This window comes from Pseudarthrobacter sp. MM222, assembly GCF_947090775.1.
In the GTDB taxonomy this organism is placed as follows: domain Bacteria; phylum Actinomycetota; class Actinomycetes; order Actinomycetales; family Micrococcaceae; genus Arthrobacter.
Genome location: NZ_OX352321.1, coordinates 2,454,324 through 2,468,381 on the forward strand (window position 1 = coordinate 2,454,324; position 14,058 = coordinate 2,468,381).

Consider the following 14,058-nt stretch of genomic DNA (forward strand, 5'->3'; position numbering starts at 1 on the left):
CCGCATTCTCTCGCGAGCAGGTTGCTGCTAGGTGCGCTGCGGGAACTTGCCTTCCTCGGCGATCCGTTTGTTGAGTTCCGTAAGGAACTCGTCCTCGTCGAAGTCCAGCGCTACTTCCCTGCCCGTCCAGCTGGAGAGGTGGATGGCGTTGGCCAGGCGGACGCCTTTGATGCCGTCGGAGCCGGGGGCGAGCAGCGGGGTGCCGTCCAAAATGTTGGCGGCAAAGTTCGCCAGGACGCCGGCGTGCTGGGCGCCCCAGGCGGACGGGAATTCGATGACCTCGGAGCTGTAGTACTCCTCGGGATTCAGCTCGCCCATAAAGAGCTTGCGCACGTCATCCATGCCCATGCCGTCGCTGAGCTCGCGCTCCGGCCTGGTCAGCCGGGTCACGGTGGCGGTCTTGCTGTCGGTGACGACGATCTTGCCCTGGTCGCCAAGGATTTCGAAGCGGTCGGTGCCGGTGAGGTCGTGGGTGGCGGTAACGAAGACGCCGGTGGCGCCGTCCCCGTAGTCCACCACGGCAGTGACCTCGTCCTCGACGGCGATGTCCCGGCGGAAGCCGTACGCCACCTTGGCGTACACGGACCGGGGCGCCCCGCAGATCCACTGCCAGAGGTCCAGCTGGTGCGGTGCCTGGTTGACCAGGACGCCCCCGCCCTCGCCACCCCAGGTGGCGCGCCATTCGCTTGAGTTGTAGTAGCCCTGGGGACGCCACCAGGTGGTGATGATCCAGTTGGTACGGCGGATCCTGCCGATCTCGCCGTTGTCCACGATTTCCTTGAGTCGCTGGTAGAGCGGGTTGTTGCGCTGGTTGAACATGATGGCGAAGGAAAGTTCGGGCTTGCCGGCGGCGAAGTCGTTCAGTTCCTGCACCTGCTTCGTGTACACGCCTGCGGGCTTCTCCACCAAAACGTGGATGCCGCGCTTCAGCGTCTCGATGCCCATTTCGGGGTGCAGGAAGTGCGGAACGCACGTGACAACGGCATCCACCGTCCCGCTTTCCAGCATGGAGATGTAGTCCTCGTAGAACGGCACGTCCGGGTGGGCGGCCGCGGCCGCGTCCTTCCTGGCCGGGTCAATGTCGCAGAGGGCACCGATCTCCATATTGGGGACCAGTCCGTCGGTGATGAACGTGGCGTAGGCGCCGCCCTGCTGGCCCAGCCCGATGATACCGAGGCGTACTTTCTTGCTCATGGATGGTGCTTCCTGTCGTGTTGTAAGGGGCCGCCCGGAAAAGGCGGTCTAGAAGAGGTGGGAGTGGCCCATCGCCACGAGGTTGTCATGCGAGGTCTGCAGGGCATCCCACACGGTGCGGCCATAGAGCTCATCCTGCTCCACCAGCAGGTATTCCGCCCCGGCGGCCTGGGCTGCGGGAATGATGGACGGGAAGTCGAGGTTGCCCTCGCCCACTTCGGCGAACTGCACCACGTTCCGGAATTCCTGCATAAAGCCGGGAAGGTCTCCCGATTCCAGCAGTCCGAAGGCATTCTCGGGCAGGGCGCCGATCCGGTAGTCCTTGAGGTGGACCATGGCCGTGCGCCCGGCGTACTTCTCGAGGGTCCGGACCGGGTCCAGCCCGCCGCGCTGCACCCAGTGCACGTCAATTTCCATCCCCATCGCCGGGGAATTTTCCGCGATGATGTCCAGCAGGTACTTGCCGTCGAACTTCGCGAATTCAATGTGATGGTTGTGGTAGTACAGGCCGATACCGTGCTCCTGCAGCCGTTCCGCGTAACCGTTGGCTTCCTTGGCGAAGTCGATGAGGGCTCCGATGGACGTCATCGCGGGAAACGGCAGCATGCCGATGCGCAGGAGCTTTGAGTCCAGCCGCTTGGCGTCGTCCACGATCTTGTCGAAGTGCTCAGCCAGCGAGTCACCCGGCCGGCCCTTGGGGGTTTCCATCGCCACGGACAGCGCGGCGATGTCCATCCCGAGCTCGCTGCGGGAACGGTCCAGTTCGGCCACGTTGTCCGCCGTCATCGGGATCTGCGAAATCTCGACGGCGTTGTATCCGATCGCGCTTACCTTGCGAAGCGTTTCGAACGCCCCGAGGTCCGCGAAGCTGTCCTTCAGCATCATTGCCTGTACGCCGACGGTGGCTGTGTTGGCCATGTTCGTCCTCCGTTGTTGATTGTTAGTGGGTGCCGCGGCTTAGGCCAGGGCGCCGGCCTGTTCGTCCTGCATCCGCTGGATTTCGAGCAGCCGGTGCCGGTCTGCGCGGCGCTGCTCCTGCCGGTCCGGGTCGGGCACCGGTGAAGCGAGCAGCAGCCGTTGGGTGTACGGGTGCTCGGGATCGCGGGTCACGACGTCGGCCGGGCCTTGCTCGACAATCTCCCCGGAGTACATCACGGCCACGCGGTGGCTGATATGGCGGACCACGTCGAGGTCATGCGAGACGAAGAGGTAGGAGACGCCGGTGTCCCGCTGGATCTGCAGGAACAGGTCCAGGACCCGTGCCTGGGTGGACAGGTCGAGGGCACTGACGGGTTCGTCGCACACGATCAGCTTCGGGGACAGCGCCAGGGCGCGTGCGATGGCGACGCGCTGGCGCTGGCCGCCGCTGAATTCCCGCGGCAGCCGGTGCAGGGCGTCGGAGGGCAGGCCCACCTGGTCCAGGAGTTCCCGGACCCGCCGCTTGGCTTCCGCCGGCGACTTGCCTTGGACACCGAGCGGCTCCGCGAGGATGTCGCCGATTTCCAGGGCCGGGTTCAGCGAGGTGTAGGGATCCTGGAAGACCACCTGGAGGTCCCGGCTCAGGGTGCGCCGTTCCTTGCGGCTGGCGGAGCTGATGTCCTTGCCTTCGAAGGTGATCCTGCCGGCCGTGACGGGCGCGAGCCCCAGGACGGCGCGGCCCAGGGTGGTCTTGCCGGACCCCGACTCCCCCACCAGGCCAAGGGTCTCGCCCCGGCCGATGGAGATGTTGATGTCCGTGAGGGCCCGGAACGGCTTGGCGCGGAAGCCCTTGCCCGGGTATTCCACCACGAGGTTGTCCACCCGGAGGAGTTCGTCCCCTGCCTTTCTGGCGGGCGTCCCCGAGACTAGGTCTGCAGTCATGATGTCGCTCCCTTGGAGGTGGATGAAACGAGCATGCTCATGGGTTCCTTGCCCTCGAGCATGGACCCGAGCAGCGTCCGGGTATAGCTTTCCTGCGGGTTGCGCAGGATGTCGCGCACCGGTCCCTCTTCGACGAGCCGGCCGTTCTGCATCACCACCACGCGGTCACAGAGGTCCGCCACCACGCCGAAGTTGTGCGTCACCAGGATCACCCCGACGCCGAGCCGGCGCTGGAGGTCGCGGAGAAGGTCCAGGACCTCGGCCTGCACCGTGACGTCCAGGGCCGTGGTGGGTTCGTCGGCGATGATCAGGTCCGGTTCGCAGCTGATGGCGCCGGCAATCAGCACGCGCTGGGCCATGCCGCCGGACACTTCGTGCGGGTAGGCGTCGAAGGTCCGCTTCGGGTTGACGATCCCGACGTCGGCAAGGAGTTTCAACGCCCGCGCTGCCGCCTCGGCCTTGGAGATGCCCAGCACGCGCACCATCGGCGTGACCAGCTGGGAGCCGATGGTGAAGGCCGGATCCAGGTTGCTCATGGGTTCCTGCGGGATGTAGGAGATCCGCTTGCCGCGCAGCTTGGAGAGCCTGGCCTGGTTGACTGTGTCATCGCCCGGCGCCACGGTGTAGCTGCCGTCGAACTGGATGGAGCCACCCACGACGCGGGCGGTGTCCGGCAGCAGGCCCAGGACCGAGAAGGCGGTCTGGGACTTGCCGGAGCCGGACTCGCCCACGATCCCGAGGATTTCGCCGCGGTCAACGTGGAAGGACACGTCGTCAACGACCTTCTTGACCGTTCCGTCAGCTTGCGGGTACCCGACGCCGAGGTGGGTCACCCTGACAAGGTGGTGCTCGGTTCCGGGCTCGACGGCGGCGACGCTGTGTCGTGTTGCCCGCTTGACGGCGGGAGCGGCAGGCGCCGCCGTGCGTTGCTTCCTGCGGTGCTTGATCTTCTCGCCGTCTTCCAGGGCGTCCCGGATGGCGTTTCCCAGGAGCACCAGTGCGCCAATGGTCAGTGCCATGGCGAACGCGGGCCAGAAGAGCAACGTGGGCGTGAGGTAGACGTTCTTGAATCCTTCACTCAGCATCACACCCCAGGTTGCCTTGGCCGGATCGCCCAGTCCCAGGAACTCGAGTCCGGACTGGATGGCAATGGCCACACCGGCGATCGCTGCAGTCTGGATAATGATCGGTGCCCGCACCACGGAGAAGATGTGGCGCGTGATGATCCTCAGGTCTGACAGCCCGGAGACCCGCGCGGCATCGACGTAGAGCTCATTGCGGACCGACTGCACCGCCGAGCGCGTCAGCCGGAAGTAGGAGGGGCTGATCAGGACGCCGAACGCGATCATGGCAATCCATACCGACGGGCCGAAGGCAGCTCGAATGGTCAGCAGCACGATCAGGCCGGGGAGGCTCATCAGGATGCTGACAATCCAATTCGAGACTGCTTCGAACTTGCCGGCATAGTAGCCGGCGATCAGGCCGGCGGGGAGGCCGATCGCGATCGCCACGGCGGCGCACAGCAGCGCGGACAGGAGCGTCAGCTGCGCACCGAAGAGCAGCCTGCTCCAGACATCGCGCCCGGAGCTGTCCGTGCCGAGGAGGTTGACGGCGTCGGGAGCGGCGAGGGTCTTGGAGATGTTGGCGAAGTTCTCGTCGAACGGGGCCAGGGCATCGGCGAACACGGCAAGCACGGCCATGCCGAGCAGGATGGCGATGGCGATGATGCCGAGGGGATTCTTGAACAGCCGTTTGAGGACTGTTGACCGGACGACTGTTCCGGTCTGGCCCGACGTTCCCGGGATGGGCGTCAGGGCTGAGGTTTCGACGGACTCGGTCACGAGGCACGCACCTTCGGGTTGAGCCAGCCGTTGAGCAGGTCAACGATGAGGTTGACGCCAATGACAACGGCGACGGTGTACATGACAACGCCCATAACTACTGGCAGGTCGCTCTGGCCGGTGGCCGCCACGGCAAGCGGGCCCATGCCGGGAAGGGCAAAGATCTGCTCAATGATGACCACGCCGCCGAGCATGCCGATCAGCTGCAGGCTGAGAACCGTGAGCCCCGCCGGGGCGGCACTGCGCAGCACATGCTTGAACAGGACCTCGCGCTCGCCGATGCCGCGGCTGCGGAGGGTGCGGACATAATCGCGTTCGAGTTGCTTGATGACGGCACTGCGGATCTGCTGCGCGCCGCCGGTGACTCCGTTGATGAGCAGGGCAAGCACCGGAAGGGTCAGGGACAGCACCCAGGCGGAGGCAGGTTCGCCCGGCGAAATGGTGCTGGTGGCGGGGAAAAGACCCATCTGGATGGCCAGCACTGTCACAAGGATGATGCCGATCACGAACCCGGGAATGGAGTCGCCGATGATGGCCGCGACCTGGACCACTCGGTCCACCCAACCGCGCTTGACGGCCGCGGCTACGCCGATCAGGGTTGCGATGATGGCGATGAGGACCATGGCCGCGATCACCATGGTCATGGTGACGGGAATCCGCGTGGCAAGCGCGTCAGCTACGGGCTCGGAAGTGAACCAGGATGCTCCCAAGTCCCCCTGGAGCGCGCCCGTGAGCCAGCTGAAGTAGCGCGGAACGATGGGCTGGTCGAGGCCCAGCTCGGCTTCCTTCACGGCCAGCTGCTCCGGCGTGGCCTGGTCGCCCAGGATGTTCCGGGCAATGCTGCCACTCGCCAGGTAAAGCAGGGAAAACGTGAGGATCGAGACGGCGAACAGGACTACAAGTCCGCTGCCGAGGCGTTTGAGGATGAATGTGATCATTGCTGGCTCCATTGAACTGGCATGGTTTGACTGCCGGTCCGGCAGCCCGACGCGGGTAGTCGGGCTGCCGGACCTGCGCCGGTGTGTGTTGCTACAGAACCCGTACTACTTGGCGGGCGTGTAGTTGTAGATGGACGGAACGGCCTGCTGGACCTGCGGCGTCACATCGATCTTGGAGTTGGTGTAGTACATCTGATTCACCCGGAACAGCGGGGCAAACCATGCCTGCTCCACCACGTACTTGTTCACTTCCTGGGCCAGCTTTGCCGCATCTTTGCCGCCGTTTTGAACGGCATCGATCTTGGCTTGGAGTTCGGGCGAGGTGTTCTTGAAGGGGTTGTACAGGGCCTTCGTGGAGATGATTTGGTTGACGGCCACCCACGGCTCACCCTGGAACAGGGAGAAGTAGATGCTGCTGAACTTCTGGGCCGCAACATCCGTGGTGTAGGTGTTGGTGATGGCGGCGCCCACCTGGAGGGTGACGCCGATGTCAGCCAACTGTTGCTTCACCACCGCCAGTTGGGTTTCAAACCCGGGGACAGCGGGGACCTCGAGGGTAACGCCGCTTTCATAGCCGGCTTCCTTCAGGAGCTGCTTTGCCTTGGCGGGATCGTACGGGTAGTACGTCTCCAGCTCTTCGGTCCAGGCTCCGCTGGCCTTGCCGAACGGCTGGGACGTCGGCGTGCCCTGGCCCAGCAGGACCTGGTCCAGGATGGTCTTGCGGTCAAAGGCGTAGTTGATGGCCTGGCGGACCAAGACGTTCGCCAGCGGAGCGTTCTTGGCGCCGTCGCGGTCCAACAGCAGCAATCCCTGCCAGTCCACCTCATTGGTGACCAGCTTCATCTTGGCGCCCTCCGCCTGCTTGCCGGTCTTGGGGTCGAGCAGCGTGGCGTCAACCTGTCCCGAGACCAGGGCATTGGTTCTGGCGGTCGAGTCAATGAGGATTTTGAAGGTGATTTTCTCGAACTTCTGGAGATCCTTGTTCCAGTAGTCCTTGCGGGCGGTGAACACGGACTGTGAGTCCTTGACCGTGGCAGCCTTGTCCATAACGTACGGACCGCTGCCCACGGGTTCGGTCTTGATGGCTTCGGTGCCCAGGGCCTTGGGGCTGCCCATCAGGCCTGCTGCCTGGCTCAGGTAGAACTCGAGGGATGGATCCGGTGTGGCCAGGTTCAGTTCGATGGTGTCGGCATCCACTACCTTGACGTCGGAGACTGCGGTGAGCTGGGCCATCTGCGGCCCGTTGGCCTTCTTGAAGTGATCCAGGTTGGCCTTCGCAGCCTCGGCATCGAACTTGGCGCCGTCGCTGAAAGTCACGTCCGTGCGGAGATCAACGGTCAGCTGCGTGTTCGCATCGTTGTACTTCCATCCGGTGGCCAGCATGGGGCTGAGCTTGCCGTCCGGTTCCCGCAGGAGCAGGGAGTCGTAGGCCGCCTGGTAGGGCTGCAGGAAGTGGCCAACGTGCGCCTGGGCCGGGTCCCATGAACGGATTTCCTGAACGGCACCCACGGTCAGCGTGGTTGTCTTGGCGGCGGCAGGGCCGTTGGCACCTGATGCACCGCCGCCGCAGGCCGTCAGCGCAAGGGCTGCGCTGAGGATGAGGGCAGCTGTAGCTGCCTGGGGACCTAACTTCATTGTTGGCTCCTATGAGTCTGGTGGAACGGATCGCTTCCGTGCTGAGGGGATGTGGCGCGTGCCACATTCACTCCGTGTACCGACAGTACGCATTGTTGCCGTTTTTGGCAACCGATTGTCGCAACTATTGCGGAAGCTCAGGTCCCGGCGTCGTGAAAGGGCGTCAGCGCACGGTGTCGCGCAACTCCGGGTAGCTTTGCCGGTAGAGCTCCTTGACGATCCGCAGCGACTTCGCGGCCTCGGAAGGGTCGATCCAGAACGGGCCGTCCTCGCCCAGCCGGGCGTAGAAATCGGCTATCAGGAGCTCATGGGACACGCCCCAGTAGGCCCTGCCGCCGGACTCCGCCAGCCGCTCGGGCACCACCTCGACGCTTCCGTCCTGATGGGTCACGGTAAGGTCGCCGCGCAGGCTCAGGGTGGCCCGCTCTGTGACGATGTCCAGCGTGACCGGGGCGTTGACGGCATTGGCAAGGGTGGCATAAAAGGCGCTCCGGGCGCCGCCGGCATGCTCGGCCACGAATTCGGCGGTGTCTTCAACCTCGATTGCCCCCGCCAGGAAGCGTGTGGAGGCGTTGCCGCTCAGCGACACAACGTCCCCCATCAGCCACTGCAGCAGGTCAACCGTGTGGATCGCCTGGTTCATCATCAGGCCCCCGCCGCCGCCTGCCCAGCTCCCGCGCCACGGCCGGTTCTGGTAGTACCCGGCACTTCGCTGCCACATCACGGTCGCCGACGCGCCCTGGACAGCGCCCAACGCACCGGAGCGCAGGAGCGCGTGCATCGCCTGGGCAGTGGCGTTGTACCGGTTTTGAAAGCACACGGCGATCTTGGCGCTGCTGCCGGCGGCGGCCTCGACCAGCCGGTGCCCCTCGGCCAGGGTGTGCGCCAACGGCTTTTCCACAATGACGTTCACGCCGCGCTCCAGGCAGTCTGCTGCCAGCGACGCGTGCTCGGAGTGCGGCGTGCTGATGTGGACCACGTCCGGTCTCAGCCTGGCCAGCAGGCTGAGGTGGTCGGGAAAGCCGGGCACGCCATAGCTTGCCACGGCGGCGGCGAGCCGGCCCGGGTCCGTGTCGCAGACGGCGACAAGTTCGACGTCGTCCAGCTTGGCGATCGCCCCGAAGTGTACGGACGACACGTCACCGCAGCCGATCACCGCCGCCCTGACTGTCATGAGAGTGTCACGCCGTTCTTGGCCGCCAGCCCGGCGAAGGCCCGGGCGGCCGCGCCGAAGGCTCCCGGGCCGGAGAAGCCGCCGAGTTCATGGGCGCTGGCCAAGTGCGGTTCGAGCGAGGCGAACCCGGCGAAGCCGTCGGCCTTCAGCGCGGCGATGGTGGCGTCCAGCTCGCCGTCGCCCTCCCCCGCCGGCACCACTTCACCGGTCGCCAGGACGGCGTCCTTGACCTGGAAGTACTCCAGGTACGGGCGCAGCATGGCGTACCCCTCGGTGTACGGTTTGACGCCCACCTGGACAAAATTGGCGTTGTCCCAGGCGATCCGCAACGCCGGGGAATTCACGGACTCCATGATGTCGAGCACCCGATCCGGCGTATCGCCGTAGATGCCCTTCTCGTTTTCATGCAGGAGTACGACGCCGGCCTCCGCGGCTTCCGCGGCCAGCGCCGCCATCCGGACCAGGACATCGTTCCGAATGTCCGCCGGGCTCTGCCCGGGCCCCCGGTAGAACGAAAAGATACGGATGTAGCTGGTGTCCAGTGCCTTGGCAACGCCAATAATGCGGCGCAGGCGTTCCAGCTCGTGCTCCACCGGAAGGCTGACATCCACCTTCCCGATCGGGCTCGCAACCGCCGATACCCGAAGCCCCTTTGCGTCAAGGATGCCCTTGAGCGTTCCGACCTGCTGGGGGTCCAGCTCAGAGACGTTGGTGCCCCACGCGCTGCGGACTTCGATATGGCTGGCGCCCAGGGCAAGCAGGACGGCCGCCTGCACGGCCGGGTCCGGGTCGACTTCGTCGCCGAATCCGGACAGCGGCCACACGGCGCTCAATGCATCGGTCATGAAAAACTCCTTGCGTTCGACCACGCCCGGCGAGCCGCCATAGGGGCGGGCTTCGTCGCGCAGTGACTCACTTCACACCCAATAGGGGTATGGTGCCAGTCTAGTTCGGCTTGCGAATATTTGACAACCGATTGCCATGCTCCGGTCCATGTGGCACTCTTTATCCACTGGCGTCGCGGCGGAAGCCTTCTGGCGGCTCCGGCGCCGCGTCAATCGACCGCGTCAACACGACCAGAGGTGAACGCCATGGCTGCACAGGCCGGGACCGACCGTCCCGCAACCATCCACGACATCGCAGCCTTGTGCGGGGTCGCCGCTTCAACGGTTTCCCGGGCGCTCTCCACGCCGGACCGGGTCAACTTCCGCACGCGGGAGCGCATCGAAGCCGCGGCAGCCCAGCTCCGCTACACTCCCAACAACCAGGCCAAGGCCCTAAGCTCCGGCCGGACCGGCGCCGTGGGCGTGCTGGTCCCCGACATCACCAACCCCTTCTATTTCGACCTCATCCGAGGGACCCAGCTCCAGCTAAAGGCTGCCGGCTACACCCAGTTGCTGGTGGACACCGAGGAATCGGATGAAGTTGAGGCCGGCGCACTGGAACAGCTGCGCAAGGGGGCCGACGGGGTCATTGTTGCGGCCTCGAGGCTGAGTGATGATGACCTTCTCGCCGCTGCGGCCAAGATGCCCCTGGTTACCGTCAACCGGGATGTTTCCGGCGTTCCGGCCGTCATCATCGACACGCCGGCGGCGACCAGTCAGGCCCTTGATCACCTGATTTCACTGGGCCACACGCGGATCGCCTACATAGGAGGTCCGGCCACCTCCCAGTCCAGCACCCGGCGGTGGGCCGCCCTTTCGGAAGCGGCAGAGGAACGCGCAGTCGAAGTCCGAAACCTGGGGCCTTTCGCGCCCAAGACCCAATCGGGCGCAGCCGCGGCGGACGCAGCGGTCCACAGCGGCGCGACAGCCTGCATCGCCTTCAACGATCTGATTGCCATCGGAATGCTCCAGCGCCTCCGGGAACGCGGCATCCGGGTCCCGGAGGACATCAGCATCGTGGGTTGCGATGACATCTTCGGTGCTGATTTCTGCAATCCGCCCCTCACCACCATGACGTCGCCAATCGAGCAGGCCGGACGCGTGGCCGTGTCCATGCTGCTGGCCCAGCTCAATCCCCTCTCCGGCGGCGCCATTCGCAGCCGGTCCGTGATGCCTACCCACCTCACGGTCCGGGGGTCGACGGGAAGCAAACCGAACAGCGGGCATTAGGTCATGGAAGTTCGCTTCGCCTAGCGGGAGCGGGATCTCCACCACGAACTGACCACCTTCTATACTGCGTTGATGAACGGTCAGCTTGTGTCTCTCCTGGAAAGGGCGCGGCGACTGGCGGCCTCCACGACGGCGCCGGTCGTCATCGGCGTCGTTGGCGCCCCGGGGGCCGGCAAGACCACGCTGGTCGAGATCCTGGTGACCGAACTAAACAAAGGCGTCCCCGATCCGGAGCACCAGCAATTCGCCCACGTCCCCATGGACGGCTTTCACCTCTCCGACCAGGAGCTGACGCGACTGGGTTTGCTGGACCGCAAGGGCGCCCCCGAGACCTTCGACGTACGCGGGTACGCAGCCGCGCTTCACCGGCTGCGTACCCCCCGGGCGGCGGTGGTCTACGCCCCGGGATTCGAACGCACCATTGAGCAGCCCATCGCCGGAGTGATCCCCGTGTACCCGTCCGCGACGACCATCCTGACCGAAGGAAACTACCTTCTGCTCGGCCTTCCGGAATGGCGACAGGTCCGGAACCAGTGCACCGAGGTCTGGTACTGCGAGCAGGAGAACGAATTGCGCATCCAGCGCCTCATCCAACGCCACGTCCGATTCGGCAAGAGCCGGGCGGACGCCGAGTCGTGGGTACACACTGTGGACGAGAAAAACGCCCGGCTGATCGAGTCGTTCCGGGCCGAGGCTGATCTCGTCGTCACCCTCGCGGAGTACGGGCCCGAAGGGTCGCCCGCTGCAGGGCGACGATGAGATCACGGAGGCGGTAGCCGGGCGCCTTCTGGCGTTCCTCGTGGTCGCCGGCCCTTTTGGCCGGTACTCGTTGATCGACACAGCAAACGGCACGACGGTCCGGTTCCGCACGCCGCTACTCGGCCCGCTGCAGTTCTCCCGCGGTGACGACGATGGCGCCGCTGGCCGTTGAGTCCGGGTTCAGCATCCAGCCGACCCGCTTGACAGTGCTGAGCATGACGACGCTCTCCACGAGTTCAATTCCGGGAACCTTCTGTTGCAGGGAAAGCTCCGCGTCCATGACGTGTGCAAGGGACTGGACCCACATGATGATCACGAAATTCGTGGGACCCGTGGTGGAAGCGCTGAGGCGCACCTGACGGATGGTCCGGATCGCGGCCGCGGCGGCGTCGTGCTGGCCTGCAGGGACGCGGGCGAACCACTGACAAGTGACCGGAAAGGAAGAGTATTTTTGCGCCACCTCGCAGCGCAGGGACAGGATCCCGCTGGCCAGGACGCGGTTGAGCTGGCGCTGGACAGTCGCCGGATTCCGGCCAAGCGCCCGCGCGATGTCGGCCGCCGTCGCGCGTCCATCCTTGGCGAGAATGGGCAGGAGGTCCAGGTGGCTGGCAGGCAGCGGCGCCCGGACCGCGCCGGGACGTTCCGCGCCGGCCGGCAGGGACCTCCCCAACGCACGGATGGATGCCTGCTGGGCACGGCTCAGCACGTTCAGCCGCCAGGCATCGCCCGCTGAGTGCAGGCGCGTGCACAGTGCCGTCTGGTACTTGAGCAGGCCGTCGATGTCCTTCAGCCGTGACACCACCTTGGTGCTGAACTCCTCGAGGGATCCGGTAATGACGGTCAGCATGAGGTCCCGGTTGCTCGCCGCCTCTTCAATGGTGACGATCTGCGGCATTGCCGCCAGCCGGGCCGTGACGTTCTCCCGCTGGTTCCTCTCGCAGTCCACGGCTACGAATGCGAGGCACATCTGCTTCGGGTCACCGATCAGGTGCGCCGTGACCCAGGAGGCACCGCCGGACCGCAACCGCTCCCACCGGGCCGCCAGAGTCGTCGCGTGAACGCCGAGGATCCCCGCGGCATCCGCCCAGCTCAGGCGGGGTTCAATTTGCAGGGCATTGATCAGTGCCAGGTCTTCCTCGCTGAGATCCACCGCGTTCCCTTCTGCATGAATCATGGCCAACGGGCACTGAGAGTGCATTTTTCCAGCACTTCTGTTCGTTGTGAAGTACGCCACTTCAGAATAGACCACAGAGCCAGAACCACAGATGAGGAGTGCACATGCCGATCACCGCAGACGCCCGGGAGATACAGGCGGACCTCGCCCGGCTCCGCCACGACCTACACCGGGAGCCGGAGATCGGCCTGCAGTTGCCGCGAACCCAGGAGAAGGTCCTCCGTGCGCTGGACGGGCTGCCCTACGAGATCACCCTGGGGAAAGAGACGACGTCGGTCACCGCGGTCCTCCGCGGCGCCGCACCCGGCGCCGTGGCTGGGACCGACCGGCCCGCCGTGCTGCTGCGCGCGGACATGGACGGGCTTCCGGTCCAGGAAAAGACCGGCGTCGACTACACCTCCACTATCGACGGCGCCATGCACGCCTGCGGCCACGATCTCCACACGTCGATGCTGGCAGGGGCGGCCACACTCCTGGCCGAACGCCGGCACCAACTGACCGGCGACGTCGTGCTGATGTTCCAGCCGGGCGAGGAAGGATTCGACGGAGCGAGCTACATGATCAACGAGGGCGTCCTGGACGCCCCCGGCCGTCGGGTGGACGCCGCCTACGGCATGCACGTGTTCTCCTCGCTGGAACCGTACGGTACGTTCTGCACGAAGCCGGGCGTCATGCTCAGCAGCTCCGACGCGCTGGTGGTCACCGTTCTTGGCGCCGGAGGCCACGGCTCCGCACCGCATTCTGCCAAGGACCCCGTTCCGGCCGCCGCCGAAATGGTGACGGCCCTGCAGGTCATGGTCACCCGCCAGTTCAACATGTTCGACCCCGTGGTCCTGTCCGTAGGGGTCCTCCATGCCGGCACCAAGCGGAACGTCATCCCGGAAACCGCGCGCATCGAAGCCACCATCCGGACGTTCTCGGAAGAGTCCCGGCAGAAGATGATGGACTCCGTGCCCCGGCTGCTCAAGGGAATCGCCGCCGCGCACGGCCTCGACGTCGATGTGGACTACCAGCACGAGTATCCGCTCACCATCACAGACGAGGACGAAACCCACACCGCCGAAAAGGTCATCGCCGGGCTGTTCGGCGGATCACGGCTCACGCGCTGGGCCACCCCACTGGGCGGATCCGAGGACTTTTCCCGCGTGCTCGCCGAAGTGCCGGGCACGTTCATCGGCCTGAGCGCGGTGCCCCAGGGCACCGACCACACCACCTCGCCGTTCAACCACTCGCCGTACGCAACGTTTGACGACGGCGTGCTGGCCGACGGGGCCGCCCTCTATGCGGAACTCGCCATCTCCCGTCTGGCGGCGCTCGCCGCCACTCCCCCGGCCTACGCTCCGGCCGCTGCACCAGCCTCCTAGCCCAC

Annotated in this window: 12 protein-coding genes; 3 read left to right on the forward strand and 9 right to left on the reverse strand. The window is 65.5% G+C overall.

Going from position 1 to position 14,058, the window contains the following annotated elements; genetic code table 11:
• Window positions 1-27 precede the first annotated feature (27 nt).
• The 8 genes from OM977_RS11135 to OM977_RS11170 form a co-directional block, all read right to left on the reverse strand.
• On the reverse strand, window positions 28-1,194 hold the full coding sequence (locus OM977_RS11135; protein ID WP_264354034.1) for a Gfo/Idh/MocA family protein: 1,167 nt from the start codon (window positions 1,192-1,194) through the stop codon (window positions 28-30).
• A 48-nt stretch (window positions 1,195-1,242) separates the two neighbouring features.
• Window positions 1,243-2,112 carry a sugar phosphate isomerase/epimerase family protein gene (locus tag OM977_RS11140; protein ID WP_264354035.1) on the reverse strand — a complete coding sequence of 290 codons (870 nt, stop codon included), beginning with the start codon at window positions 2,110-2,112 and terminating at the stop codon, window positions 1,243-1,245.
• 39 nt (window positions 2,113-2,151) lie between these two features.
• On the reverse strand, window positions 2,152-3,054 hold the full coding sequence (locus OM977_RS11145) for an ATP-binding cassette domain-containing protein (protein ID WP_264354036.1): 903 nt from the start codon (window positions 3,052-3,054) through the stop codon (window positions 2,152-2,154).
• Entirely contained in the window at window positions 3,051-4,895 is a 1,845-nt protein-coding gene (locus OM977_RS11150; protein ID WP_264354037.1) for a dipeptide/oligopeptide/nickel ABC transporter permease/ATP-binding protein, read from the reverse strand. The genes OM977_RS11145 and OM977_RS11150 overlap by 4 nt, the downstream gene beginning before the upstream one ends.
• Window positions 4,892-5,833, reverse strand: coding sequence for an ABC transporter permease (locus OM977_RS11155; protein ID WP_264354038.1), 942 nt, complete (start codon window positions 5,831-5,833; stop codon window positions 4,892-4,894). Before OM977_RS11155 ends, OM977_RS11150 begins: the two co-directional genes overlap by 4 nt.
• Window positions 5,834-5,938: 105 nt before the next feature.
• A complete protein-coding gene (locus OM977_RS11160; protein WP_264354039.1) occupies window positions 5,939-7,468 on the reverse strand; it encodes an ABC transporter substrate-binding protein in 1,530 nt (509 codons plus the stop codon).
• A gap of 163 nt (window positions 7,469-7,631) precedes the next feature.
• Window positions 7,632-8,642 carry a Gfo/Idh/MocA family protein gene (locus OM977_RS11165; protein WP_264354040.1) on the reverse strand — a complete coding sequence of 337 codons (1,011 nt, stop codon included), beginning with the start codon at window positions 8,640-8,642 and terminating at the stop codon, window positions 7,632-7,634.
• Window positions 8,639-9,487, reverse strand: a complete 849-nt coding sequence (locus OM977_RS11170) for a sugar phosphate isomerase/epimerase family protein (protein ID WP_264354041.1) — start codon at window positions 9,485-9,487, stop codon at window positions 8,639-8,641. Before OM977_RS11170 ends, OM977_RS11165 begins: the two co-directional genes overlap by 4 nt.
• Window positions 9,488-9,733: 246 nt before the next feature.
• On the opposite strand from OM977_RS11170, the gene OM977_RS11175 reads away from it, so the two are divergent.
• Together OM977_RS11175 and OM977_RS11180 are read left to right on the forward strand one after the other, a co-directional pair.
• Window positions 9,734-10,756, forward strand: a complete 1,023-nt coding sequence (locus OM977_RS11175) for a LacI family DNA-binding transcriptional regulator (protein WP_264354042.1) — start codon at window positions 9,734-9,736, stop codon at window positions 10,754-10,756.
• A 72-nt stretch (window positions 10,757-10,828) separates the two neighbouring features.
• Window positions 10,829-11,515, forward strand: coding sequence for a nucleoside/nucleotide kinase family protein (locus tag OM977_RS11180; protein WP_264354043.1), 687 nt, complete (start codon window positions 10,829-10,831; stop codon window positions 11,513-11,515).
• Window positions 11,516-11,630: 115 nt separating this feature from the next.
• On the opposite strand, the gene OM977_RS11185 is transcribed toward OM977_RS11180, so the two are convergent.
• Entirely contained in the window at window positions 11,631-12,713 is a 1,083-nt protein-coding gene (locus OM977_RS11185) for an Lrp/AsnC family transcriptional regulator (RefSeq protein WP_442960639.1), read from the reverse strand.
• Window positions 12,714-12,793: 80 nt separating this feature from the next.
• On the opposite strand from OM977_RS11185, the gene OM977_RS11190 reads away from it, so the two are divergent.
• Entirely contained in the window at window positions 12,794-14,053 is a 1,260-nt protein-coding gene (locus OM977_RS11190) for a M20 metallopeptidase family protein (RefSeq protein WP_264354045.1), read from the forward strand.
• Window positions 14,054-14,058: the final 5 nt, after the last annotated feature.

Coding starts and splice junctions, on each gene's coding strand:
- OM977_RS11135 (WP_264354034.1), bottom strand. CDS start 1,194: ATGAGCAAGAAAGTACGCCTCGGTATCATCGGGCTGGGCCAGCAGGGC.
- OM977_RS11140 (WP_264354035.1), bottom strand. CDS start 2,112: ATGGCCAACACAGCCACCGTCGGCGTACAGGCAATGATGCTGAAGGAC.
- OM977_RS11145 (WP_264354036.1), bottom strand. CDS start 3,054: ATGACTGCAGACCTAGTCTCGGGGACGCCCGCCAGAAAGGCAGGGGAC.
- OM977_RS11155 (WP_264354038.1), bottom strand. CDS start 5,833: ATGATCACATTCATCCTCAAACGCCTCGGCAGCGGACTTGTAGTCCTG.
- OM977_RS11160 (WP_264354039.1), bottom strand. CDS start 7,468: ATGAAGTTAGGTCCCCAGGCAGCTACAGCTGCCCTCATCCTCAGCGCA.
- OM977_RS11165 (WP_264354040.1), bottom strand. CDS start 8,642: ATGACAGTCAGGGCGGCGGTGATCGGCTGCGGTGACGTGTCGTCCGTA.
- OM977_RS11170 (WP_264354041.1), bottom strand. CDS start 9,487: ATGACCGATGCATTGAGCGCCGTGTGGCCGCTGTCCGGATTCGGCGAC.
- OM977_RS11175 (WP_264354042.1), top strand. CDS start 9,734: ATGGCTGCACAGGCCGGGACCGACCGTCCCGCAACCATCCACGACATC.
- OM977_RS11180 (WP_264354043.1), top strand. CDS start 10,829: ATGAACGGTCAGCTTGTGTCTCTCCTGGAAAGGGCGCGGCGACTGGCG.
- OM977_RS11185 (WP_442960639.1), bottom strand. CDS start 12,713: ATGCACTCTCAGTGCCCGTTGGCCATGATTCATGCAGAAGGGAACGCG.
- OM977_RS11190 (WP_264354045.1), top strand. CDS start 12,794: ATGCCGATCACCGCAGACGCCCGGGAGATACAGGCGGACCTCGCCCGG.